This window comes from Actinokineospora sp. NPDC004072 (genome assembly GCF_053604195.1).
The window spans coordinates 195,772-218,025 of the sequence record NZ_JBSGHB010000013.1; the positions used below are offsets into that span (position 1 = coordinate 195,772).

Here is a 22,254-nt window from a genome sequence, read left to right on the forward strand (position 1 = left end):
GCGGAGCAGAGATGATCGAGGATGGGTACGCCCAGGCCACCGATGGCACCCCCATCGCCTACCAGGTGCGCGGCGACGGGCGTCCGCTCGTGCTGCTGGCGGGGCAGGCCAACAACCACACGTGGTGGGACCCGGTGCGCGCGGACTTCCACGGCACGCACGCCACGATCACGACCGATTGGCGGGGGACCGGCGACAGCGGCAAACCCCGTTCCCCCTACTCGACCCCGGGATTCGCCGAGGACGTCATCGCCGTGCTCGACGCGCTCGGGGTGGACCGGGCGGACGTGTACGGCACGTCGATGGGCGGCCGCGTCGCCCAGTGGATTGCCATCAACCACCCCGACCGGGTCCGCAGGCTCATCCTCGGCTGCACCTCCCCAGGCGGCCCCCACGCCCACGAGCGCACCATGTCCGTCCGCCGCGCGTTGGCCCAGCCCAACGCCTCGGCCCGCCGGGAAGCGCTGGAGGACATGATGTACACCCCGCAATGGCGCGCCACCCACCCCGGCAAACGCACCACCCTGGGCGACCCCTCGATGCCCCCGCACGCCTCCCGAGGCCACCTCACCGCCAGCAACACCCACGACGCCTGGGACGCCCTCCCCGGCATCCACACCCCCACCCTCATCCTCCACGGCTCCGACGACCTGATCACCCCAGCCGCCAACGCCCCCCTCCTGGCCACCCGCATCCCCAACGCCCGCTCCCACATCTTCCCCGGCGCCCGCCACGCCTACTTCGAGGAAATGCGCCCCCAAGCCAGCGATGTGGTCATCGACTTCATCGCTTAGCGCCTGCCTGCATCGCCCCGCCTCACCGCGTGACTGCTCGCCTCCGACGCAGGCCGGCTGCCGCTCACCGCAAGGTTCGGCAGGCCTGCGCGGATGGCGGCTGCGCCGGACCACCGGTCGAACTGGCTGTCTCGTGAACAGGTCTCGGTGGGGTAACAGAGCTTGTCCGCAACGAACTCCTGGTCGATTCGGTCGACTGGGCGCCTGCTGGCGGACCCGGCATGCTCGCGCGTGGGCGACCGGAGCGGCACCTGCCGCCGCGAGGTGGTGGACGTAGCGTGCGCTCGTGGTGGCCAAGGGATCACCTGACGGCCGCTTCCGGTTGACCCGCCCTGTTTGAAGGCACACCGGCTGGGCGCGGAGCGGTGCTCGGGACCTTCAACGCCCCGTCCGAAGCGAACCGGGCTGGCGCCCGGGTTGTCGATCGCCCGTCGCAGCGCGCGCCACCGCGAGCTGCCATCTGGCCCACCACGCGGTGGCGACCAAGGGGCAGGACGCTCCGCCCCGAGCCGCACAACTGAACCCGACCTCAGAGGAGCCGTCGAACCCCCCCACGGGTTCGGCGGCTCCCTGCTGTTCGGGCCGGTGATCGTGAGACTCCATTGAGACTCCCGGGCCGTCTGCCGTCGATAGCGTCCACGCCACGCAACAGGGAAGGAGGTGGGAAATGAACACGCTCATCGCGCACGCCAACTCGGTGTCCGACCAGCTCTTCGGGGAGCTCGACGAGAACTCCGCGCCCGACGCCGTCTCGGTGACGGCGCCGGTGCTGGCCACCACGGCGATTGCCCTCGGGGTCGCCGTCGGGGCCGCGGCGTTCCACGCCGGCTACATGTTCGGGGTGGCCAGGGCCATGGCCGAAGGCAAGCACCCCGTGCCGCGCTAGCAGAGACGAGGGAAGAGATGAACCGCTTGCAGGACCGGGTGAACGCGGACCCGGCGCTGGCCGCCGTGCCGATCGAAGGCACCGAGGCCGTCGCCGTCGTCGGCGGGATGCCCGTGCTGGCCACGCCCGCGACCATCGTGACGGTGGCCGCGGGTGTGGGTCTCATCGGCGGCGTGGCCGGGCTGTTCGGGGCGGGTTACGCCCTGGGCAAGGTCGTCGGCACGCCGTCGCCGAGGCCGCAGTAGCACATCGGCGGGCCGGTTCGCGCCGGCCCGCCGATCGACCAGAAAGGCGAAAGTACGGTGGGACGACTGTCCAGGCTCCTGCGCCCGGGTCTGCGCGCGGTGCGGGACGCCTCGACCGCGGTGGGGCTGACCGAGCGGCTGGGCGCGGTCACGCACGCGGTGTCCAGCCTCGAATACCTCGCCCGCGGCAACCTCAAGGACTGGGGCGGGCCGAACAACTGGGCGGTGACCAGGCAGACCTTCCACGAGCGCTCGGCGGGCTACGGGAAGCTGCTCGACGTGGTGGCCGATCCGCGGGTCACCAAGGCCGTCCACATCGCGCGGGTGGTCGCCGCGGCCTCGCTGTGGGCGCCGCTGCCGCGCGGGGCGAAGGTCGCGGCCAACGGCGTGCTGGCCGCCTCGCAGGTCGCGCTCTACGCCCGCCACCTCTACGGCACCGACGGCGCCGACCAGGTCTCCTTCCTCGTGCAGACCGTGGCCACGCTGGCCCGCGCCGGGCAGCGCAAGCCCGAGCTGGTGGACGCCTGCATGTGGTTCCTCGCGCTGCAGTCGGTGCTGTCCTACACCGTCTCCGGCTGGGCCAAGCTGCCCAGTGAGACCTGGCGCAGCGGCCGCGCGCTCCCGGGCATCACCCGCACCCGCACCTACGGCGACCGCGCCGTGTGGACGCTCATGCGCCGCTACCCCCGGCTGACCAAGCTCACCGCGCACGGCGTGCTGGCGATGGAGTGCTCCTTCCCGCTGGTCTACGCCTTCCGGGGCAGGCTCGCGCCGCTGTTCCTCGGCTCCGCGGGCGCGTTCCACCTGGTCAACGCCCGGGTGATGGGCCTGGGCCGGTTCTTCTGGGCGTTCGTGTCGACCTACCCGTCGGTGCTCTACACCAGCGGCCCGTCCCAGCGGCGCGACGACACGATGCCGCGGCTGTGCCTGGCGGTGCTGGGCGGCGCGCTCGCCGCGGGCCAGGTCGCCGCCCGTCGCCGCGCCAAGGCCATCGCCGCGGGCCGCGGCGACGAGCAGACGATCACCGCCTCCTCCGGCAACGTCCTGTCCTACCGCCGCACGGGCACTCCCAGCCCCGGCAAGCCCGTGCTGGTCTTCGAGAGCGGCCTTGCCTCCACCGCCGAGCACTGGGAGTGGATCGCGGGCCAGCTCGCCCAGACCCACGAGGTGGTCACCTACAACCGCGCCGGGTACGGCGCGAGCCGCTACCGCGGCGGCGCGGACTACCAGCTGGACACCGCCGTCGACGACCTGGTCGACCTCGTGCGCGCGATCGGCGACCGCTGCGTGTTCGTCGGGCACTCCCTCGGCGGCTACCTGGCCATGCGCGCCGCCGAACGCCTCGGCGGGCAGGTGGCGGGCCTGGTGCTGGTGGACTCCAGCCACCCGGCCGAGCTGCGCCGCTCGCCCGCCCAGAAGCGCGGCGCGGAGAGCTTGGACAAGGCGTTCGCGCTCATGCCGTCGTCGCTGCGCGCGGGCCTGGGCTGGCTGCTGAAGCGGCCGTCCTGGATCGACCGGATGCCGACGTCGGTGCGCGGGCTGGCCTTGGCGCAGTACCGCGACGCGCGGCTGTGGTCGACCGCCACCCGCGAGTGGAAGGCCACCCAGGCGCACTTCGCGGCCTTCGACGGCCCGCTGCCCGCGCCCGGCGCGCCGATGCTGGTGATCAGCGCGGGCACCACCGTCGAGATCGATCCGGTGCACGCCGAGCTGCACGACGAGCTCGCCGCGACCGACCCGCGCTCGCGCCGGGTCACCCTCGCCGGGTTCGACCACGACGAGGTGCTCACCGACCCCGTCGGGGCTTGCCGGGTCGCCGACCTCATCACCGACTTCCTGCGAGAGGAGGACAGCCGTGCCCTTCCCGTCGGCTGACGGCTGGACGACCGCGATCACCGCGGGCCTGGCCGCCTGGTTCGGCATCACCGTCGCCAGCCAGCACCCGCACCCGATGTTCGACCGCTTCCGCGAGTACGACGTCACCGGCCTCGGCATCGCCAACTGGCGCTTCTTCGCCCCCGAGCCCGCCCAGCACGACCTGCACGTGCTGCACCGCGTGCTGGGCGTGGACGGGGTGACCTCGCCGTGGACGCTGACCGCCGAGATCCCCGAGCGCCGCTGGCGGCAGGCGGTGTGGTTCCCCGACCGCCGCGGCGACAAGGCGCTGTTCGACGTCTGCCACGAGCTGCTGCAGTACGTCGGGCGGCCGGAGACCAAGATCACCGGCACGGCCGCCTACAAGATCGTCGTCGACTCGGTGGAGCGCCGCGTGCGCACCGACCACGCCACGGCCAAGGGCTTCCAGTTCGTCATCGCCCGCAGCGCGGGCTACGACGAGGAGCCCGACCCCGACTACCTGCTCGTCTCCCCGTTCGTCCCGCTGACCGGAAACCAGGTGCCCGCATGATCCAGGACGTCGGCTACGGCGCGCAGTTCGCCGCCTTCTACGACAAGCTGTTCCCGGGCGGGCCCGCGGTGGAGCAGGCCGTCGACTTCCTCGCCGGGCGCCACGTCGGTGGGCCGAGCCTGGAGCTGGGCGTGGGCACCGGCCGGATCGCGCTGCCGCTGTCGGCCCGCGTCGGCGGGGTGGTCGGGGTCGACTCCTCCCCGGAGATGCTCGACATCCTCACCCCCCGCATCGCCGAAGCCGGGCTGCCGGTCACCGCGGTGCACGGCGACATCCGCGACTACGCCGACGAGCTCCAGTACGGCCTGGTGTACTGCGTGTGCGGCACGCTGTCGATGCTGCTGGACCCCGGCGACCAGGCCGCGGCCGTGCGGGCTGCCGCCGCGCGGCTGGCCCCCGGCGCCGCGCTGGTGGTCGAGACGCACAACCCGGCCGTCGCCGAGGCGCTGAACCAGGGCAGGCCGCGCGACTCGTTCTTCGTGCCCTACCCCGGCCGCGACACCGGCCTGCTGTCCTACTCCACAGTGGACACCGTGAACCAGATCTGGCACCTGGCCCACATCTGGTTCGACGACGGCCGCGCGCGCATCGCCCAGGAGCTGAGCAGGCTCACCGCGCCCGAGGAGGTCGACGCCTACGCCGAGGCCGCCGGGCTGCGGCTGGCTGGCCGCTACGGCGACTGGTCGGGCGCGCCGTTCACCGGCGTGGAATCGATGGTGATCTCGGAGTACCGGGCAGCCCGCGATGCGTGAGGCCCGGTTCTTCGCCGAGCACCTGCGCCAGCACCGGGCCGGGCTGATCGCGGGTGCGGTGCTGCTCGTCGCGTCGAGCGTGCTCGGGCTGCTGCAACCCCTGGCGGCCAAGGCGGTCATCGAGGCCCTGGGCGCCGGGTCCGGGCTGGCCGGTGCGCTGGTGGAGCTGACGCTGCTGGTCGTGGTGGCCGCGCTGCTGCTCGGCGGCGGCGACTTCCTCGTCCTGCGCGCGGCCGAGGGGGTCACGCTCAGCGGCCGGGTCGGCCTGGTCCGGCACGTGCTGCGGCTGACCGTCCCGGCCATGCGCACCCAGACCCCCGGCGACCTGCTGTCCCGGGTCGCCGCCGACACCGCGGTGCTGCGCCAGGTCGCCGGGCAGGCGGTGATCCAGGTGCTCACCGGGCTGGTCATGCTGGTCGGCGCGCTGGCGCTGATGGGCACCGTCGACATCGTGCTGCTCATCTGCACGCTGGCCGTGGTGGTCGTGCTGGGCGGGCTGATCATGCTGGTCATGCCCGTCATCCGCCGCTCGGCGCTGCGCGCGCAGCAGTCCGTCGGCGAGCTGGGCGCGGCGTTCGAGCCCGTGCTCGGCGCGTTCACCACGGTCAAGGCGTCCGGGGCGGAGGCGGCCGAGCTGGGCCGGGTCGAGGCGGCGGCCACCCGCGCCTACCGGCAGGGCATCCGGCTGGCCACCTGGGGCTCGGTGGCGGGCACCGCGGCCGGGCTGGCCATCCAGGTGGCGTTCCTGGTCGTGCTCGGCGTCGGCGGGGCCCGGGTGGCCAGCGGCGCGATGTCGGTCTCGGCGCTGGTCGCGTTCCTGCTCTACGTCGCCTACCTGACCGCGCCGCTGATGCAGATGGTCAACGCGGGCGCGTACTTCCAGGCGGCGCGGGCGGCCGCCGGGCGCATCGGCGAGGTGGCCGCGCTGCCCGCCGAGCCCCTGGAGATCAAGCCCGCCGCCCCCGCCCCGCCCGGCGGCCCGGCCGAGGTCGTGTTCGAGTCGGTGTCCTTCACCTACCCCGGCCGGGACGAGCCCGCGCTGTCGGGGGTCGACCTGCGGGTCGAGCCGGGCGCGCTGACTGCGGTCGTCGGCCCGTCGGGCTCGGGCAAGACGACGTTGCTGGGCCTGATCGAGCGCTTCTACCAGCCCGATTCCGGGCGTGTGCTGGTCGATGGCGTCGACGTCGCCGAGCAGGACCTCACCGCGCTGCGCGCCGCGATCGGCTACGTCGAGCAGGACACCCCGGTCCTGGGCGGCACCCTGCGGGAGAACCTCGCCTACGCCGCGCCGTCGGCCACCGACGACGACCTGCGGGAGATCATCGCCACCACCCGCCTGGACGGCCTGCTGGCCCGGCTCGGCGGCGACCTCGACGCGCCCATCCTGCACCGCGGGGTGTCGCTGTCCGGCGGCGAGCGCCAGCGGGTGGCGATCGCCCGCAGCCTGCTGCGCAGGCCCCGGCTGCTCATGCTCGACGAGGCCACGTCCCAGTTGGACGCGGTGAACGAGGCGGCGCTGCGCGAGGTGGTGCAGGACGTGGTGGCCAGGGGCACGACGGTGATCGTGGTCGCCCACCGGCTCTCCACCGTGCTGGCCGCCTCCCGGATCGTGGTGCTGCACGACGGCGTGGTGCGCGCCAGCGGCACGCACGGCGACCTCGTGCGCGAGGACGGCCTGTACGCGCGGCTGGCCGCCGAGCAGCTGGTCGGCTGAGCCGTGGACGCCATCGTCGTCGGGTCCGGCCCCAACGGGCTGGCCGCCGCGGTCACCCTGGCCCGCGCCGGGCTGCGGGTCGAGGTGTTCGAGGCCGCGCCCACCGTCGGCGGCGGCGCGCGGACCGCGGCGGCCACGCTGCCGGGCTTCCGCCACGACGTGTGCTCCGCGGTCCACCCGATGGCCCTGGCCTCGCCGTTCTTCCGCGACTTCGACCTCGCCGCGCACGGGGTGCGGATGCTGGTGCCGGAGGTCTCCTACGCCCACCCGCTCGACGGCGGCCGGGCGGGCGTGGCCTGGCACGACCTCGCCCGCACCGCAGACGGCCTCGGCGTGGACGGCCGGGCGTGGCAGCGGCTCATGGGCCCGCTCGCCCGCCGGTGGCGGGGCGTGGTCGACCTGGCCATGTCCGACCTGCGCACCCCGCCGGGCGATCTGGTCGCCGCGCTCGGCTTCGGCGCGCGGATGCTCGAACAGGGCAGTCCGCTGTGGAACGCGCGGTTCTCCGGGGAGGTCGCGCCCGCCCTGATCACCGGGGTGGCCGCGCACGCGGTCACCCCGCCGCGGCGGCTGGCCACCGCGGGCGTCGGCCTGCTGCTGGCCGCGCTGGGCCACGCCGTCGGCTGGCCCATCCCGGAGGGCGGCAGCCAGGCCATCGCCGACGCCCTCGCGGCGGACCTGCTCGCCAACGGCGGGAAGATCCACACCGACGCGCGGATCACCGCCCTGGGCGAGCTGCCCCGCGCCCGGGCCGTGCTGCTCGACCTGGCCCCGCGCGCCGTCGCGGACCTGGCCGACTGGCCCCCGGCCTACGCCCGCGCCCTGCGCCGCTTCCGCTACGGCCCGGGCGCGGCCAAGGTCGACTACGCCCTGTCCGGCCCGGTTCCCTGGTCCAACCCGGACTGCGCCCGCGCGGGCACCCTGCACCTGGTCGGCACCCGCGCCGAGGCCGTCGCCGCGGAAGCGGCGGTGGCCGCGGGCAGGCACGCCGAGCGCCCGTACGTCCTGGTGGCCCAGCCCGGCGTGGTCGACCCCTCCCGCGCCCCGGCAGGCGCGCACACCCTCTACGCCTACGCCCACGTGCCCGCGGGGTCCGATGTGGACATCGAACCGGCGGTGACGGCCCAGATCTCCCGCTTCGCCCCCGGGTTCCGCGACCTGGTGCTGGCCAGCCGGGTCACCACGGCCGCGGAGTCCGCGCGGGACAACCCCAACCACGTCGGCGGCGACATCGCCGCGGGGGCGCTGTCGGTGTGGCAGACGGTGTTCCGGCCGGTGCCGCGCTGGAACCCCTACGCCACCCCGATGCGCGGCGTCTACCTGTGCTCGTCGTCCACGCCGCCCGGGCCCGGCGTGCACGGCATGTGCGGCAGGCACGCCGCCCGGCACGCCCTGCGCGAGGTCTTCGGCGTCACCCCCGGGTCAGCAGCTCGTGGAGCAGGGTGAGGCCGTGGCGCAGCCTGCGGAAGTACGTGGCCCGGCTCAGGTGCAGCCGGTGGGCGATCACCTCGTGCCGGGCGCGGCGGCCCGCGATGTAGTAGTCGTGCAGGATGCGCCCGGCCTCCGCCGTGGCCCGCACCGGGCTGTCGGCCAGCGCCGACACCGCCGTCCGCAGCAGCTCGCGCAGCTCGGCTGCGCCCGCGCCCAGGGCCGCGGCCGGGTGGGCCATCAGCGCGGCGGGGTCGTGGAAGGCGCCCATCAGGTCGGCGACGTCGTTCACGGTGAGCCCCTGGTCGCGCTTGCCCAGCCCCACCAGCCAGCCGGGCAGCGCGCCGCGGGTGAACTGGGTGGTGCTGTAGACCCCGGGCGGCTTGCCGCAGCGGTAGACGTCGTCGCGGGTGGGACCGTGCGCGGTGAAGCGCAGCGCGCCGAGGAGCGCCTGGTAGGTCGGGTTGGCCGTGGACACGATCAGCTGGGAGGTCCCGACGGCGCGCATGAGGATGTGGCGCAGCAGTTGGGCGTGGATGGCCCGGTCGGGGCAGTAGGCCGCGCCCAGGAACAGCCCGCCTGCCCGCTTGCCGCCGATGAGCTTGCCGGTGTGCTGCTGGAGCACCGGTTCGATGCCCGGCAGGGTGGTGTCGGAGATGTCGGCCAGCCGGATCATCCCCGCGATGCCGCCGTCGTCGTCCAGGGCGACGCAGAACCCGGTGATCTCGTCGGTCAGCCACTGCTCGGTGAGCCGCTGGCAGCGGCGGGTGTCGAAGTCGCTGCTGGCCGCCCACCGCGCGCTGAGGGCGAGGATCGCCTCGGCGTCGTCCGGCCCGGCTTGGCGGATCGGGACGTCGGGCCTGCCCGGCGGGTAGAGCGTGCTGCGCAGCACCGGCTCGTCGGTGAGGAACAGGCTCTGGTCGGTCAGCTCGACGGCCTCGGCGGGGTCGGTGGTCGAGCGGAGCTGGTCGAGCCGGTAGGCGGCGGCCCGGGTGCGCGTCGAGGTGTGGGCGGCGGGCCTGCGCCAGCGGTAGGCCGCCTCCAGCACCGCCCGGTACGGCTCGTCGACGGCCAGGCCGAGGCGGGTGCGCCGGACCAGGCTCAGCCCGCTGACCGCGGTGAACAGGTCAGGGCCGCCGCGCAGCAGGTGCTCGTCGCCGACGCGCACGCAGGCCAGCAGGCGCAGCGCGTGCCGCCAGCGGGTGCCCGGCAGCTCGGTGCCGAGGCGGTCGAGGACGACGTCGGCGATGTGGTCGGCGACCGGGCCGGGGGTCGGGTCGGTCCCGGCGACGAGCGCCTGGCAGGCGGCGACGGCCAGCAGGGGGACGCCCGCGGCCAGCGTGCGCACCAGGGCGCGGGCGGCGGGGTCGGTCACCCCCGAGGCGAGGGCGATCTGGTCGATGCGCTCGTCGGCGAGCGGTCTGGCGCGCGACTCGGCCAGGCCGGTGTCCTGCCAGCCGGGGCGGGCACGCAGCGGTCGCCTGCTCACCAGCAGGACGTCGGCCTGGGTCTGGTCGACCAGGTGGCGCGCGATCTTCGCCGTGGCCGGGCTGTCCACGTGGTCGATGACGATCAGCCGTTCGGACCCGGTCCACTGCGGTAATCGACGCAAGGCGGACAGGTCCACATAGGTGTCGGCGGGGAGTCCGCGGACCGCCCACGTCTTGCCCGTGCCCAGGCCGCCGACGAGGTTCACCATCCGCCCGGTGGGCGCCGCTGCGCCCACGGGACGGTCTCTGATCAGCGGTTCGGTCGCCATGAGGCCGCCATTATGGTCATCGGCCCCGCCGTGGACCACCCAATCCCGACAAATCGCTTCAGGTCCGCACGCCGTGCGGTTTCGTCACACTTCATCGAAGCAGTGTCACAAGGCTGCGGATGGGGTCGCACAGTGCGCGGGCACGGTGGTCCCATGCGGATCTTGCGAGAGCGGCTCCTCCACGTCGCCACCATCGTCATCGCCATCGTTCTGCTGCCCGTCGCCTGGGCGGTCGGCCCGGGCGGGGCCCGCGGCCGGGCCTGCCAGTGGGCTTTAGCCGTGCGGTTCCCCCGGGAGTCGCTGACCGGGCTGGCCCCGGGCGCGCGGGCGGCCTTCGCCGCGGCGCGGGCCGAGGCGTTCTGGCGCGACGGGGTGCTCATCGGGCTCACCTCCGGGCACCGGGACGCAGGGGAGCAGCACCGGCTCTTCACCGCCGAGGTGCGGCGCGCGGGGTCGGTGGCGGCCGCCCGGCTGCGCGTGCTGCCGCCGGAGGAGTCCCGGCACGTGGCGGGCACGGCGTTGGACGTGCGGCCGGTGGAGGGCGCCCGCTGGCTGGAGGTGAACGGCGGCCGGTACGGCCTCTACCGCACCTACGACAACGAGTGGTGGCACTTCGAGCATCACCCGGCCACCGCCGGGCCGCCGCCGCCCCGGCTGCCCCATCCGGGGGCGGCGCGCAGCGGTCGACCCTGCTCAAGCGGTGGTTAATATGTCCAGGTCAACCCACTCAACGGCAGGGAGCACCGGTGCCCCGACTCCTCCTGGTCGAGGACGACGCAGTGCTCGCTGAAGCCCTCGCCCGCGCGCTGCGCGGCCTCGGCCACGACATCGCGGTGGCCGGGTCGGGGGAGCAGGCGCTGGCCGAGCTGTTCGACGCCGCGCTGCCCGTCGATCTGGTGCTGCTCGACGTCATGCTGCCCGGCATCGACGGGTTCGAGGTGTGCAGGCGCATCCGCGCCCGCGCCACCGTCCCGGTCGTGCTGCTGACCGCGCGCGGCGACCCGGTGGACGTGGTGGTGGGGCTGGAGGGCGGGGCCGACGACTACGTGGTCAAGCCCGCCGAGCCGCGGGTGCTCGACGCGCGGGTGAAGACGATCCTGCGCCGCGCCGCCGCCCCGCCCGCGCCGTCCCCGGTCACCCGCGTCGGCGACCTGGTGATCGACCGGGCGGCGATGCTGGTCACCCGCGACGGGGTGGAGCTGGGCCTGACCTCGACCGAGCTGCGCCTGCTCATCGAGTTCGCCGACCACCCCGGCCAGGTGCTCAGCAGGCAGACCCTGCTGCGCAACGTCTGGGACTACGGCTACTCCGGCGACTCCCGGCTGGTCGACGCCGCGGTGGCCCGGCTGCGCGCCAAGATCGAGCCGGACCCGGCCAACCCCACCCTGCTGCGCACCGCGCGCGGCTTGGGGTACCGGCTGGTCAAGCCGTGAGGCTGGGCCTGCGGGCGAGCATCGCGGTGACGGTCATGCTGATCACCGTGGCGGCCTCGATCGCGGTCTCGGCGTTCTCCTACCGCATGCAGTCCGGCCCGGCGTGGGACCGCTTCGCCGCCTCCGCCCTCGCGGGCTTCCGCTCCGACGCCCAGCAGGCCGCCAAGCACAACGCCGCGCCCGACCTGCCGGGTGCGCCCGGCGCGCCGCGGGTCAAGCGGGTCGCCGACTTCATGGCCGGGCGCCTCGGCGTCGAGTGGGCGGTGGTGGACCTGCGCGACACCACGACGGTGGACGGCATCTGGTACACCGCCGCGGCGGGCTCGCCGGGGCATCCGGAGGACCTGCGGATCGGCGAGATCGATGCGGTCGGGCAGGGCATCAACACGCTCACCTACACCTCCAACGACGGCTCGCGCGCGTGGTACGCGGTGGCGGGGTCGGTGTTCCCGGACATCGTTCTGGTGGAGTTCTACAACCGCGACAAGATCGACCAGGAGCTGGCCTGGCTGCGCTCGCGGCTGATCGTCGTCGCCGCGGTGGTGTCCGCGGCGGCCGCGCTGCTCGGCGTGCTGGCCGCGGGGCTGGTGCAGCGCCCGGTCCGGATCGCGGCGTCGGCGGCGCGCCGCTTCGGCGAGGGCGAGCTGGACGTGCGGGTGCCGGTGCGGGGGCGGGATGAGCTGGCCGATCTGGCGGGCTCCTTCAACAGTATGGCCGCGCGGCTGGGCGATTCCATCGCCGCGCTGCGGGCCAAGGAGCGCCAGCAGCGCCGCTTCATCGCCGACGTCGCCCACGACCTGCGCACCCCGCTGGCCTCGATGCTGGCCGCCGCCGAGAGCCTCGACAGCACCGACCCGGCCGACCGCGAGCGCTCGGCGCAGCTGGTCACCGCCCAGGCCCGCAGGCTCAGCACCTTGGTCGACGACCTGCTGGAGATGTCCATCCTGGACGCGGGCGGAGCCGACCTGCGCCCCGAACCCGTCGACCTCCCCGCCCTCACCGCCGACGCCGCCGCCCTCGCCGCCCCCGGCCAGCCGGTCACCATCACCACCTCCGGCAACCCCACCGTCATCGGCGACCCCCGCCGCCTCCACACGATCATGCGCAACCTCCTCTCCAACGCCGCCCGCCACGGCGCCCCACCCATCACCGTCACCATCAACGGCGATTCCCCCACCCACGTCACCACCACCGTCACCGACGCAGGCCCCGGCCTACCCCCCACCCTCCTCCCCTACGCCTTCGACCGCTTCGTCCGCGGCGACCCCGCCCGAACCAGCTCCGAAGGCAGCGGCCTGGGCCTGGCCATAGCCCGCGAAAACGCCGCCCTCCACCACGGCACCCTCCACGCCACCGGCGGCTCCACCTTCGTCCTCACCATCCCCCGAGGCACCCCCACCTGACCCACCCCGCCCTCCACCACCCCTCACCCCACCGACCCCCCACTCCACCGCCCACGCCCGCACCCACCAACCCACCCCGCCGCCCACGCCCGCACCCACCAATCCACTCCACCGCCCACGCCCGCACCTACCAATCCACTCCACCGATCACGGCCGCACCTACCAATCCACTCCACCGATCGCGGCCGCACCCGCCGAACCCACTCACCGACCGCGCCCGCGCTCACCAATCCACTCGACCGACTACGCACCCACCAAACCCCACCCCACCGATCACGGCCGCACCCGCCAACCACCACTCACCCACCCTCGACCGACGCCCCTGGACTTCGCTTGCTGACGCCGCCCCCGCGGCGAGACCACCCAGCCCCAGCCCAAAGCCGTGCGCCCGCAGCGATCCAGCCCACCGCGTCAACGCCAGCCATCACCGACCCGGCCGCAACCACGAACACCACTTAGACCCACACTGAAGGCACATCCGCACCCCCCGCGGCATCCCGGCCGGTGGGACAGCGGGCTGCGGCAGGCCATGACCCGGTGGCGGCAGCGGGATCCGACCCCGGCTGCCAACCAGCAAGGTGCATCCCCGGGACGTCCTGCGGGCGCAGATCAACCCGGACGGGAAGCGCATGGTGACGACTGGGACCGGGGACGCGGGGATCGCCCGGCTCTGGGACAGCACCGACCCGACGGCCCCGCGAGCTGCCTGGGCACTCAGGCGTGGTCGAGGACGCCGTCTTCACCGCCGACTCCCGCACGGTCCCTCGACGGTCCACTACTGGGACCTCGATCTGGAGCGCATCGCTCGAAGGGTGTGCGAGTGGGCGGAGGCGCCGATAACCCGGGAGCAGTGGGAGCGCTGGGTGGTCAACACCGACTACGCGCCGCCGTGTTGAGGCTCGTCGGTTGGTGGTTTGAGGAGTTTGAGGCCGACCACGGCGCCGATGATGCCTGCTAGGAACAGGAGGCGGAGGGCTGTTGCGGCTTCCTCCCCGGTGAGGATCGCCCATGCCACGGTCAACGCCGCGCCGGTGCCCGTCCAGACCGCATACGCGGTGCTGATGGGGATGTGGTTGGCCGCGTACCCCAGCCCCGCCATGCTCAGCGTCAACGCGACCGCGAAGACGATCGTGGGGAGGAGTTCGGTGAGGCCGTTGCTGTGGCCGAGGGCGGTGGCCCACACCGCCTCCAGCAGGGCGCTGGCCATCAGGATCAGCCACGGCATCAGCCCACCGCCTTCAGGCCGACGACGCAGCCGATCAGGACGACCAGCAGCCCGGCGCGGGCCAGGCTCAGGCGCTCCTGGCCGCGGGCGACGGCGATGATGGCGGTGAGCACCACGCCGATGCCGACCCACACCGCGTACGCGGTGCCGGTGGGCAGCTCGTTCATCGCGTAGGCCAAGCCGACCATGCTCAGGACCATCGCCACGGCGAAGACCGCCGTGGGGCCCTTCTTGCGGAAGTTCTGGGAGGCGCCCAGCGCGGTGGCCCACACCGCTTCGAGCGCTCCGGAGGCGATCAGCACCGCCCAGGCCATGTGCGTACCCCGCTTCTTCGTACGACTGTGCGACTACAAGGCTACGCCTTCTCGTACGACTGTGCGAGAATGGGGGAGTGCCCAGGAGGTTGGACGCCGAGGAGCGCGACCGGGTGGTGGTCGACGCGGTGTGGCGGGTGCTGACCCGGGACGGCCTGGCCGCGCTGTCGGTGCGCAACATCGCCGCCGAGGCGGGGCTGGCGCCCAGTTCGCTGCGCTACACCTTCCCCACCCAGGCCAGCGTGCGCGAACGCGCCGTCGAGGCCGTCATCGAGCGCCTCCGCGAGCGCGTCGCCGCGATCCCTGGCGAGCTCGGCGCGCGGCAGTGGGCCAGGGCGGCGCTGATGGAGCTGCTCCCCCTGGACGACGGCAGGCGCACGGAGATGGAGGTCCTCCTGGCCCTGGGCACGGCCGCGATGACCGACCCCGCCCTGCGCGCGCCCTTCGACGCGGTGAACTCGGTTGTTCGGGATGTCTGCGTGCAGGCCGCGAACACTCTCGGTCGCAGGGACGAGTTAACCGTCGACCACCTGCACGCCTTGGTGGACGGCCTCGCCCTGCACCTGGTCCGCCGGACCCACGGGGAGTCCGTCGACTGGGCCGTTCGGGTCTTGGACGGCCACCTCGAACGGACGATGGAAAGCCATCCCATATAGCGGAATGGTTTGCCCTGGCGGGCGGGCAGCGATCAACTGGTGCTCCACCGGGACGTGGAGGTCGCCAATGACGGTCACCGATGAACTGCTGGTCAACAACACCCGCTACGCCGAGGGGTTCGCCGGGCCCCTGCCGCTGCCGCCCGCGCGGCGGCTGGCGGTCGTGGCGTGCATGGACGCGCGGATCAACGTCTACGCCGCCCTCGGGCTGAAGGAGGGGGACGCGCACGTCATCCGCAACGCCGGGGGCGTGGTGACCGAGGACGAGATCCGCTCGCTGGCGATCAGCCAGCGGCTGCTGGGCACCGAGGAGATCATCCTCATCCACCACACCGACTGCGGCATGCTCACCTTCACCGACGACGCCTTCCGCACCGAGATCGAGCGGGAGACCGGCATCAAGCCCGCGTGGGCCGCGGAGTCGTTCACCGACATCGAGGCCGACGTCCGCCAGTCGCTCCAGCGCATCCTGACCAGCCCGTTCATCCCGCGCAAGGACAGCGTCCGCGGGTTCGTCTTCGACGTGGCGACCGGGGCGCTGACCGAGGTGGTGTGAGGGGTCAGCCCGCCTGCTCCACGTGGGCGCGGATGCGGCTGCCCGACTCGTCGGTCCAGCCCTTGCGCGTGGCGTAGGCGATCATCCCGGCGAGGTCGTCGGCCCAGGTCGGGCCGACGCGACCCGCGGCCAGCGCGCGGATGGTCTCGACCGGGACCATGAGGTGGGTGCCGCCGGGCAGCGGTTCACCGAGGCCAGCGCCGCGGGTGGCAGCGGCGAACTCGGCGTCGGTGAGGCCGGGAGCGCGGACGGCGTGGAATGCGCGGACGTCCTCGGGGTCCACCAGGTCCACGCCGTCCGCGGTGATGTGGAAGTGCACCGCGCTCACCCCAGGCCCAGGTAGCCGTGCTCGACGATGCGCGCGGCCGCCTGCGCGTAGCGCTCGGGGTCCTGGGGGGCGAAGGTGCCCAGGCCGTCGACGTAGCGGTTGTACATGCAGAACGCCGCCGCGATGAGCACGGTGTCGTGGATCTCCAGGTCGGTCGCCCCCTCCGCGCGGGCGGCCTCGACCAGCTCGGTGGTCACCTTGCGGCCGCTCTCCTGCACCGCGCCCGCGATGCGCAGCAGCGCGCGCAGCTTCGCCGAGACCGGGGCGGTGTCGAGGTCGGCGCGGACCTGGTCGACCAGCGCCATGCCCTCGTCGAGCTGGGCGGCGGCGAAGGCGGCGTGGGAGGAGCAGCAGAAGGTGCACTCGTTGCGGCCGGAGACGTAGGTGGCGATCAGCTCGCGCTCGCCCGGGGTCAGCGGGTGCGGCTCGCGGCGCAGCAGGACCTCGGCGAGCTCCTCAAGCGGCTTGGCCGTCTCCGGACGGAACCGCATGGGTCCGTTGATGCCGGGGAAGGTGTTCTCGTCCACGCCCAGATCGATGTGGGCCATCGGGGGTCCGCTCCGTTCGTCAGGGGGCTTGGTCACACCCTGGCGACGACGGCCCAGGCCGGACAACTCCCCTCGTGCTGCGGTGGCGCACCTCACCGTTTGACCACCGCCCGGCGCCGGTAACCATGAGGTGGACATACCCGCTGGAGGCATGATGAGCAGCATCGACGTCGGACGAGGCGTGGCCAACCCGCGCCGCACGCGCCTGGGCCCGGACTGGACGCCCGGCAGCTCCGCCGGCCCGTCCGAGCCGACGGGGGGCGTCGTGCCCGACAAGTCCGAGAGCAGCGCCCCCTAGCGCAGCGGCGGTGTGCTGGCAGGCGGCCTGCGGTGGTGGGTCGCCTGCTCGTAGTCGTGGCCCAGGCCCAGCAGCGCCGGTTCGCTGAACGGGGCGCCCAGCAGCTCCACGCCGATGGGCAGCCCGTCCGGGGTGAAGCCCGCGGGGACCGAGAGGGCCGGAAACCCGGTGTTCGCCGCGAGGGCGCATGTGCTGCCGCCCGGCTGCGGCTGCCCGATCCGCGCGGCCTGGTGCTGGACCGTCGGGTAGATGAGGGCGTCGAGGTCGTTGTCCGCCAGCAGCGCGCCTAGCAGCTGCTGCGCCCGGGCCCGCTGCGCCAGCCGCTCGTGGTACTCGTCCAGCGGCCCGCTCAGCCGCCCGCGCCTGCTCTTGATCCGCTCCATCACGACCGGCTCGACCTGGCCGCTGGCGATGATGTCGGCCAGCGTCACCACGTCGGCCGGGGGCTCCAGCCGCGCCAGCGGGCGGGGGAAGCGCGAGCCCGGCGCGGCGAGGTAGCGGTTGAGGTCGCGCTCGAACTCGTCGGCGTAGACGCTGGACGCGCCGACGGCCGCCATCAGCGCGGGCTGGGCGGGCAGGTCCACGACGGTCGCGCCTTGCCCTGCCATGTCCGCCGCTGCTGCGCGGATCAGCGCCGTCGTCACCGGTGATGTGCCGAGGTAGTCGATGAGCACGCCGATGCGGGCGCCGGTGAGGGCGGTGTCGTCCAGCGCGGCGGTGTAGGTCGCGGGAATGCGGCCGATGGATGCGGCGGTGGACGGGTCCTTCGGGTCGTAGCCCGCGGTGGCGTCGAGCACCAGCGCGACATCGGCGACCGACTTGGCGATCGGTCCGCCCACGTCCTGGGTGTCCGACAGGGGCGCGATGCCGTCGCGGCTGGAGAGCCCCTGCGTCGGCCGCAGCCCGACGAGGCCGTTGTGCGCCGCGGGGTTGCGGATCGATCCGCAGGTGTCCGACCCGAGGCCGACCGCGCCGAACCCGGCCGCGATCCCCGCGGCCGTGCCGCCGCTGGAGCCGCCGGGGTGGCGGCTCTGGTCGTAGGGGTTGCGGGTCTGCCCGCCGAGCGAGCTGACGGTCTCGATCCCGGAGGCGAACTCGTGCAGGTTCATCTTGGCGACCACGACCGCGCCCGCCGCCCGCAGCCGCGCGACCTGCTCGGCGTCATCGGGCGCCCACCAGCGCCGCAGGGCGAGGGAGCCGTTGGTGGTCGGCAGGTCGGCGGTGTCGTAGTTGTCCTTGATCAGCACGGGCACGCCGTGCAGCGGCCCGCGCACGTGCCCGCGCCGCCGCTCGGCATCCATCCGCGCGGCATCGGCGATGGCGGTGGGGTCCTCGCGGATCACCGCGTTGACACCGGGCTGGTCGCCGTACGCCTGCTCGTAGGCGTCGATGCGCGCCAGGTACGCCTTCACCAACTCCACCGAGCTGACCCGCCCGCTGGCCAGCAGCCGCCCCAACCCTCCGGCATCAAGCTCGACCACCCACCGCGCGACCTGATCACCCCGGCCGTCGGCGTGGGCGGGAACCTCCATCCCCGCCAGGCAGAGCGCACTCGCCACGAGTCCCAACACCCGCCGTCCGCCCATCCCGGCCTCCCTCCCACGCCCGGCCGATTCTCGTGCAGCCACCCCGACGCCAGTACCACCAGACGGGGCCGAACGGGGTTTGTCGGCCAGCCGTGCCACCCTGTGGCGCATGCAGGTTCGTCGTGACGACGGTGTGGCGCTCAACGCGGAGTTCGGAGTCGAGGTGAACATCCGTCGGTGCTCGGCCACCGCAGCACCTTCGTCGGCGCTGTCCTCGCCACCCTTCCAGGAGCCCGGTTCACCATGAACCCGGTCATGGTCACCACGGAGCCGGAGGGCGCCTCCCCAGACCCGGACGTGATGGACGCTGTCCTCGACGCCGAGCGCGCGGCTGGCCGCACGCGACGGCAGGGGCGGGGGTTGACGGCGGCGGAGAAGACCGCGGTGGAGCGGCGGGCGATGGAGGTGGCGGGGGAGCACCTCGTCGGGCAGGGCTGGGATGTCGAGGACGTCGGGGCGACGCGGTCCTACGACATCGACGCGACGCGGGGTGAGGAGCACCTCTTCGTCGAGGTCAAGGGGACCACGTCGGCGGGGGAGGAGGTTGTGCTGACCCGGCGGGAGGTCGAGTTGATGACGGACGAGTACCCGCACACCATGCTGATCGTCGTGCACGGGATCGAGCTCGACCGCTCCGGGGAGACGCCGGTCGCCAGGGGTGGGGTGCTCGACGTGTACCACCCCTGGCGCGTGGAGCCCGAGCGGTTGACGCCCATCTCCTACCAGTACCGCACCGAGAAGGTCAGCTCGCCAAGCGGTGGATGACGTCGGGGTCGGCGAGGCGGGTCGGGGGCTGCTTGAAGTTGATGATCTCCAGGAAGAGGCGGGACAGCGCGGGGTCGGTGCTGGCGGCCTGGAAGAAGCGGGCCTGGTGCTGGGCTTCGGGGGTCGGGGTGGCCGGGGAGAGCAGGGCGGCGTCGCCGGTGGTGACGATGGACCAGGCGTTGCCGATGGTGTCGGCGCAGGGCGGGAAGTAGCGGGCGGCGAGGTCGTCGGCGGTGTCGGACAGCAGCGCGCGCAGGAGCCGGGCCTGGAGGGCGGCGAGGGTGATGCCCTGGCCGTAGACCGGGTTGAGGACGCAGATGCTGTCCCCGAGCGGCACCAGATTGGCGGGCCAGGTGGTGAGCTGGTCGTAGCGCCGCCACAGGTTGTCCGGGATGTGGAAGACGTGCGGGCCCTCGATGGCCGTCCTGGGGGCCAGGTTCTCGGCGATGAGCGGCGCGGGGAGCGTGGCGGCGAAGTCGCGGAAGGCGGGCTCGTCCAGCGGCGGGCGGGTGCCGTAGCCCGCCAGCGACGCGATCCAGCGGTTGCCCTCCAGCCACAGCAGCGCGCCCGCGCGCGGGGCGGCGGGGGTCGGGGCGATGAGGAAGTTGTCGATCCGGTCGGGCTCGCGGGTGTAGGTGCGGCTGACGTAGTAGAGGTCGACCCGCATCCGCTCCTCCGGCGGGCGCGGGTACCCGGCGCCCGCGATCCAGTCGGGCAGGCGTGAACCCCGGCCGGTGGCGTCGACCACGAGGTCGGCGTCCACCCACCGGTCGCCCGCCCGCACCCGCCGCACCCGGCCGCCCTCGACCTCAAGCCCGTCCACGGCAACGCCTTGCCGCACCTCGACACCCGGGAGGGCCGACACCCACGCGCGCAGCCGTTGCTCCATCAGCAGACGGCTCACCGACAGCCCGTGCAGGAACCCCGGCGAGACCGCGAGCGGGTACCCGCCGACCACCCACGCCACGTCGGCCGACAGGTCCTCCCGGCGGCCGCCGTGGGCGACGATGTCCTCGCTCAGCCCCGGCAGCAGCTCGTCGAACACGTCCACGCTCGTGGCGAGCAGCCCGTGCGCGTGCCGCGCCTGCCCGACCGCTCTTCGCGCCACCGGCCCCACCGGCAGGCTGTCCCGGTCGAGTACCAGCACGCGCGAGCAGAAGGGCTCCACCGCGGCCGCGGCGAGCAACCCGCCCATCGACGCACCGGCCACCACGGCTACACCGATCCCAGCCATCGCTCCACCTCTCCTCGGCGACCCAACCGCGGATGGGACAAGGCATCCCCGCTGCCGCGGGCGGACCCCCGATGGTGTCAGCGCCGGATCAGCGTGCGCCGATCGCCGGGCGACATTCACTCAAATGCAGGCGCGGTCAGCGGAATCCCGTGCAGCCAATTGATTGCTGCCCCGCATCATCACTACCGCGCGCGCAAAGCGGCTGGGAGGGTTGGATCATCGAGCCGACGCGATGGGAGCACGCGATGACGGTGACCGGCACGGACCTGGAAGCGGTCGTCGACCGCTACTGCGCCGCGTGGAACGACCACGACCTCGCCGCCCTGATGGCGATGCAGACCGACGACATGGTGTTCCACCTGCACCTGGAAGGCGTCGCCGAGGTCGCGGGCGCCGAGGCGGTCCGCGCGCAGTTCGCGGCGTTCTTCCACGTGATGCCCGACTACCACGCCGACACCATCCGCATCGACGTGCGCGAGGGCATCGCGGTCGTGGAGTACGCCATCACCGCCACCCTCGCCGAGCCCTTCCCCCTGGGCCGGTTCACCGGCAGGGCCGGGCGCCGCGCCCGGTTCGAGGCGATGGACGTCCTCCGCTTCGCCGCGGGCAAGGTCGCCCGCAAGGACGTCTACGTCGACGCCTTCGCCATGCGCTCCGGCTGGGACCTGGCCTGATCCGTCCTCAGTGGACCCAGCGCTGGGTGGGCACGGCGTGGCGCGCCGCCTCGGCGATGCGCACGCAGCTGCGGTCGTCGCCGAAGGGGGAGGGGAGGGTGGCGAGCCGGGCGCGGCGGTCGTCGCCGTCGGCGAGCCAGTCCAGGGCGATCCCGGTGAGGTCGTCGCGCGGGCCGACGAGGCTGCCGAAGTCGTCGAGCACCTCCCGGCGCTCGGTCGAGCCGCCCACGACCAGGATCGGCCGCTTCAGCACGGTCGCCTCCTCCTGCACGGCGCTGGAGTCGGAGACCAGCAGCCCCGCGTGCTTGGCCAGCGCGAGGAACTCCGAGTGCCAGAGCCGGTTCACCACGCGCAGGTTCATCCCCGAGCCCAGCACGCCGACGCGGATCGCCGCGGCCCGGGTCTGCGGGCGCGCTGCCAGCACGACCGGGTACCCGGCGTCGCCGATGCGGGAGAGCTGGTCGGTGATGGCGAGCAGGCTGGCGTCGTCGGTGTTCTCCGGGCGGTCGATGGTGGCCAGCACGTAGCCGTCCGGTTCGAGGCCCCACCGGCGGACTAGGTCCAGCCGCTCGCGCAGCGGCAGGAGCCGGTGGCCGACCGACTCCACCGCGGTGGTCCCGGTCAGCCGGATCTCCCGGTTGCCGAGGCCGTCGGCGCGCAGGTTGTCGACGCTGGTCGGGGTCGGCGCGCACAGCACGTCGGCGGCGCGGTCGAGCAGCACCCGGGTGTGCTCGTCGGGGTGGGCGGGGTCGCCGCAGCGCAGGCCCGCCTCGACGTGGACCAGCGGGATGCCGGACGCGCGGGCGGCCAGCGCCCCCACCAGGGCGGTGCCGGTCGCGCCCCGGACGAGGACGGCGTCCGGGCGGTCGGCGGCGAAGGTCCGCTCCAGGTGCTCCAGGTGCTCCAGCGCGCCCGCGAGCCCGTCCTGCCCGTCGGTGTCGCGCCGCCCGACGCGCACCGGCTTGGCCAGCTCGCCCAGCTCGCACAGGACGGGGGCGAGGGCGAGCACCTCGCGTCGGGACCCGAGCACGGTCGCCACGCCGCCCGGGCGCGGCTCCGGGGCCGAGGAGCGGAGCTGCTGCGGGATCGTGGTCATGCGGGTTGACCTCCAGGGGGTCGGTGGTTGACGGTTCCAGCGAACCCGGCCCCGGCAGGCGCGCGCGTGGACCCGCGGTGACGGCTCGGCCCTGCGTGTAGACCTCGGTTGACACCACCCGATGGTGTGGTCCGAGCGCCCCGGCCTGGCCGA

The 22,254-nt window shown here is 73.8% G+C and carries 24 protein-coding genes; 16 read left to right on the forward strand and 8 right to left on the reverse strand.

Translation table 11 applies throughout. The features are described 5' to 3' along the window. Window positions 1-11 precede the first annotated feature (11 nt). From ACWEPX_RS21440 to ACWEPX_RS21475, 8 genes are all read left to right on the forward strand, one after another. Window positions 12-794 (forward strand): alpha/beta fold hydrolase, encoded by a 783-nt coding sequence (locus ACWEPX_RS21440; protein ID WP_451898975.1) that lies wholly within the window; start codon window positions 12-14, stop codon window positions 792-794. A gap of 667 nt (window positions 795-1,461) precedes the next feature. Then, complete coding sequence (locus ACWEPX_RS21445) at window positions 1,462-1,680, forward strand: hypothetical protein (RefSeq protein ID WP_451898976.1); 219 nt, start codon at window positions 1,462-1,464, stop codon at window positions 1,678-1,680. Window positions 1,681-1,697: 17 nt separating this feature from the next. Continuing rightward, the gene (locus tag ACWEPX_RS21450; protein WP_451898977.1) at window positions 1,698-1,925 is read left to right on the forward strand and encodes a hypothetical protein; all 228 of its coding nucleotides are present in this window, start codon (window positions 1,698-1,700) and stop codon (window positions 1,923-1,925) included. Window positions 1,926-1,982: 57 nt separating this feature from the next. Continuing rightward, the gene (locus ACWEPX_RS21455) at window positions 1,983-3,800 is read left to right on the forward strand and encodes an alpha/beta fold hydrolase (protein ID WP_451898978.1); all 1,818 of its coding nucleotides are present in this window, start codon (window positions 1,983-1,985) and stop codon (window positions 3,798-3,800) included. Then, the gene (locus ACWEPX_RS21460; protein WP_451898979.1) at window positions 3,781-4,332 is read left to right on the forward strand and encodes a hypothetical protein; all 552 of its coding nucleotides are present in this window, start codon (window positions 3,781-3,783) and stop codon (window positions 4,330-4,332) included. Before ACWEPX_RS21455 ends, ACWEPX_RS21460 begins: the two co-directional genes overlap by 20 nt. Then, window positions 4,329-5,084, forward strand: coding sequence for a class I SAM-dependent methyltransferase (locus ACWEPX_RS21465; protein WP_451898980.1), 756 nt, complete (start codon window positions 4,329-4,331; stop codon window positions 5,082-5,084). Before ACWEPX_RS21460 ends, ACWEPX_RS21465 begins: the two co-directional genes overlap by 4 nt. Further along, window positions 5,077-6,798, forward strand: a complete 1,722-nt coding sequence (locus ACWEPX_RS21470) for an ABC transporter ATP-binding protein (protein ID WP_451898981.1) — start codon at window positions 5,077-5,079, stop codon at window positions 6,796-6,798. Before ACWEPX_RS21465 ends, ACWEPX_RS21470 begins: the two co-directional genes overlap by 8 nt. Before the next feature lie 3 nt (window positions 6,799-6,801). Then, the gene (locus ACWEPX_RS21475) at window positions 6,802-8,244 is read left to right on the forward strand and encodes a phytoene desaturase family protein (protein ID WP_451898982.1); all 1,443 of its coding nucleotides are present in this window, start codon (window positions 6,802-6,804) and stop codon (window positions 8,242-8,244) included. Here ACWEPX_RS21475 and ACWEPX_RS21480 read toward each other — a convergent pair. Beyond that, on the reverse strand, window positions 8,210-9,952 hold the full coding sequence (locus ACWEPX_RS21480) for a hypothetical protein (RefSeq protein ID WP_451898983.1): 1,743 nt from the start codon (window positions 9,950-9,952) through the stop codon (window positions 8,210-8,212). The two genes, ACWEPX_RS21475 and ACWEPX_RS21480, sit on opposite strands and share 35 nt — an antisense overlap. 186 nt (window positions 9,953-10,138) lie before the next feature. On the opposite strand from ACWEPX_RS21480, the gene ACWEPX_RS21485 reads away from it, so the two are divergent. The 3 genes from ACWEPX_RS21485 to ACWEPX_RS21495 are packed head-to-tail and all read left to right on the forward strand — an operon-like array spanning window position 10,139 to window position 12,821. Next, a complete protein-coding gene (locus ACWEPX_RS21485; RefSeq protein WP_451898984.1) occupies window positions 10,139-10,693 on the forward strand; it encodes a D-alanyl-D-alanine carboxypeptidase family protein in 555 nt (184 codons plus the stop codon). A gap of 38 nt (window positions 10,694-10,731) precedes the next feature. Next, window positions 10,732-11,418, forward strand: coding sequence for a response regulator (locus ACWEPX_RS21490; RefSeq protein ID WP_451898985.1), 687 nt, complete (start codon window positions 10,732-10,734; stop codon window positions 11,416-11,418). Continuing rightward, window positions 11,415-12,821 (forward strand): sensor histidine kinase, encoded by a 1,407-nt coding sequence (locus ACWEPX_RS21495; RefSeq protein WP_451898986.1) that lies wholly within the window; start codon window positions 11,415-11,417, stop codon window positions 12,819-12,821. The genes ACWEPX_RS21490 and ACWEPX_RS21495 overlap by 4 nt, the downstream gene beginning before the upstream one ends. 877 nt (window positions 12,822-13,698) lie before the next feature. On the opposite strand, the gene ACWEPX_RS21500 is transcribed toward ACWEPX_RS21495, so the two are convergent. Then, window positions 13,699-14,046, reverse strand: a complete 348-nt coding sequence (locus ACWEPX_RS21500; protein WP_451898987.1) for a DMT family transporter — start codon at window positions 14,044-14,046, stop codon at window positions 13,699-13,701. Then, window positions 14,046-14,360: a DMT family transporter gene (locus ACWEPX_RS21505; RefSeq protein ID WP_451898988.1), complete on the reverse strand. Its 315-nt coding sequence runs from the start codon at window positions 14,358-14,360 to the stop codon at window positions 14,046-14,048. Before ACWEPX_RS21505 ends, ACWEPX_RS21500 begins: the two co-directional genes overlap by 1 nt. Window positions 14,361-14,437: 77 nt before the next feature. On the opposite strand from ACWEPX_RS21505, the gene ACWEPX_RS21510 reads away from it, so the two are divergent. Both ACWEPX_RS21510 and ACWEPX_RS21515 read left to right on the forward strand, forming a co-directional pair. Further along, the gene (locus ACWEPX_RS21510; protein WP_451898989.1) at window positions 14,438-15,016 is read left to right on the forward strand and encodes a TetR/AcrR family transcriptional regulator; all 579 of its coding nucleotides are present in this window, start codon (window positions 14,438-14,440) and stop codon (window positions 15,014-15,016) included. Window positions 15,017-15,083: 67 nt separating this feature from the next. Continuing rightward, complete coding sequence (locus ACWEPX_RS21515) at window positions 15,084-15,572, forward strand: beta-class carbonic anhydrase (RefSeq protein WP_451898990.1); 489 nt, start codon at window positions 15,084-15,086, stop codon at window positions 15,570-15,572. Window positions 15,573-15,576: 4 nt separating this feature from the next. On the opposite strand, the gene ACWEPX_RS21520 is transcribed toward ACWEPX_RS21515, so the two are convergent. Together ACWEPX_RS21520 and ACWEPX_RS21525 are read right to left on the reverse strand one after the other, a co-directional pair. Then, window positions 15,577-15,900 (reverse strand): hypothetical protein, encoded by a 324-nt coding sequence (locus ACWEPX_RS21520; protein ID WP_451898991.1) that lies wholly within the window; start codon window positions 15,898-15,900, stop codon window positions 15,577-15,579. Beyond that, window positions 15,897-16,448, reverse strand: coding sequence for a carboxymuconolactone decarboxylase family protein (locus tag ACWEPX_RS21525; RefSeq protein WP_451898992.1), 552 nt, complete (start codon window positions 16,446-16,448; stop codon window positions 15,897-15,899). The genes ACWEPX_RS21520 and ACWEPX_RS21525 overlap by 4 nt, the downstream gene beginning before the upstream one ends. Window positions 16,449-16,602: 154 nt before the next feature. On the opposite strand from ACWEPX_RS21525, the gene ACWEPX_RS21530 reads away from it, so the two are divergent. Beyond that, on the forward strand, window positions 16,603-16,746 hold the full coding sequence (locus ACWEPX_RS21530; RefSeq protein ID WP_451898993.1) for a hypothetical protein: 144 nt from the start codon (window positions 16,603-16,605) through the stop codon (window positions 16,744-16,746). Here the strand turns inward: ACWEPX_RS21530 and ACWEPX_RS21535 are convergent. Continuing rightward, on the reverse strand, window positions 16,743-18,278 hold the full coding sequence (locus tag ACWEPX_RS21535) for an amidase (protein WP_451898994.1): 1,536 nt from the start codon (window positions 18,276-18,278) through the stop codon (window positions 16,743-16,745). The genes ACWEPX_RS21530 and ACWEPX_RS21535 overlap by 4 nt on opposite strands. Before the next feature lie 231 nt (window positions 18,279-18,509). Between ACWEPX_RS21535 and ACWEPX_RS21540 the strand changes: the two genes are divergently transcribed. Next, on the forward strand, window positions 18,510-19,097 hold the full coding sequence (locus tag ACWEPX_RS21540; protein WP_451898995.1) for a protein NO VEIN domain-containing protein: 588 nt from the start codon (window positions 18,510-18,512) through the stop codon (window positions 19,095-19,097). Here ACWEPX_RS21540 and ACWEPX_RS21545 read toward each other — a convergent pair. Beyond that, window positions 19,075-20,331, reverse strand: a complete 1,257-nt coding sequence (locus ACWEPX_RS21545; RefSeq protein WP_451898996.1) for an NAD(P)/FAD-dependent oxidoreductase — start codon at window positions 20,329-20,331, stop codon at window positions 19,075-19,077. The genes ACWEPX_RS21540 and ACWEPX_RS21545 overlap by 23 nt on opposite strands. 245 nt (window positions 20,332-20,576) lie before the next feature. Here ACWEPX_RS21545 and ACWEPX_RS21550 point away from each other — a divergent pair, with 245 nt between their 5' ends. Then, complete coding sequence (locus tag ACWEPX_RS21550; protein ID WP_451898997.1) at window positions 20,577-21,005, forward strand: nuclear transport factor 2 family protein; 429 nt, start codon at window positions 20,577-20,579, stop codon at window positions 21,003-21,005. Between the two features lie 7 nt (window positions 21,006-21,012). Here ACWEPX_RS21550 and ACWEPX_RS21555 read toward each other — a convergent pair whose 3' ends face one another. Next, window positions 21,013-22,101, reverse strand: coding sequence for a UDP-N-acetylglucosamine 2-epimerase (locus ACWEPX_RS21555; protein WP_451898998.1), 1,089 nt, complete (start codon window positions 22,099-22,101; stop codon window positions 21,013-21,015). Window positions 22,102-22,254 lie beyond the last annotated feature (153 nt).

Bases quoted from the DNA above. Each gene is read 5' to 3' on its own strand.
- ACWEPX_RS21485 (WP_451898984.1), top strand. From the start codon at position 10,139: ATGCGGATCTTGCGAGAGCGGCTCCTCCACGTCGCCACCATCGTCATC.
- ACWEPX_RS21525 (WP_451898992.1), bottom strand. From the start codon at position 16,448: ATGGCCCACATCGATCTGGGCGTGGACGAGAACACCTTCCCCGGCATC.
- ACWEPX_RS21515 (WP_451898990.1), top strand. From the start codon at position 15,084: ATGACGGTCACCGATGAACTGCTGGTCAACAACACCCGCTACGCCGAG.
- ACWEPX_RS21445 (WP_451898976.1), top strand. From the start codon at position 1,462: ATGAACACGCTCATCGCGCACGCCAACTCGGTGTCCGACCAGCTCTTC.
- ACWEPX_RS21550 (WP_451898997.1), top strand. From the start codon at position 20,577: ATGACGGTGACCGGCACGGACCTGGAAGCGGTCGTCGACCGCTACTGC.
- ACWEPX_RS21545 (WP_451898996.1), bottom strand. From the start codon at position 20,331: ATGGCTGGGATCGGTGTAGCCGTGGTGGCCGGTGCGTCGATGGGCGGG.
- ACWEPX_RS21505 (WP_451898988.1), bottom strand. From the start codon at position 14,360: ATGGCCTGGGCGGTGCTGATCGCCTCCGGAGCGCTCGAAGCGGTGTGG.
- ACWEPX_RS21555 (WP_451898998.1), bottom strand. From the start codon at position 22,101: ATGACCACGATCCCGCAGCAGCTCCGCTCCTCGGCCCCGGAGCCGCGC.
- ACWEPX_RS21535 (WP_451898994.1), bottom strand. From the start codon at position 18,278: ATGGAGGTTCCCGCCCACGCCGACGGCCGGGGTGATCAGGTCGCGCGG.
- ACWEPX_RS21465 (WP_451898980.1), top strand. From the start codon at position 4,329: ATGATCCAGGACGTCGGCTACGGCGCGCAGTTCGCCGCCTTCTACGAC.
- ACWEPX_RS21470 (WP_451898981.1), top strand. From the start codon at position 5,077: ATGCGTGAGGCCCGGTTCTTCGCCGAGCACCTGCGCCAGCACCGGGCC.
- ACWEPX_RS21530 (WP_451898993.1), top strand. From the start codon at position 16,603: ATGAGCAGCATCGACGTCGGACGAGGCGTGGCCAACCCGCGCCGCACG.
- ACWEPX_RS21500 (WP_451898987.1), bottom strand. From the start codon at position 14,046: ATGCCGTGGCTGATCCTGATGGCCAGCGCCCTGCTGGAGGCGGTGTGG.
- ACWEPX_RS21450 (WP_451898977.1), top strand. From the start codon at position 1,698: ATGAACCGCTTGCAGGACCGGGTGAACGCGGACCCGGCGCTGGCCGCC.
- ACWEPX_RS21440 (WP_451898975.1), top strand. From the start codon at position 12: ATGATCGAGGATGGGTACGCCCAGGCCACCGATGGCACCCCCATCGCC.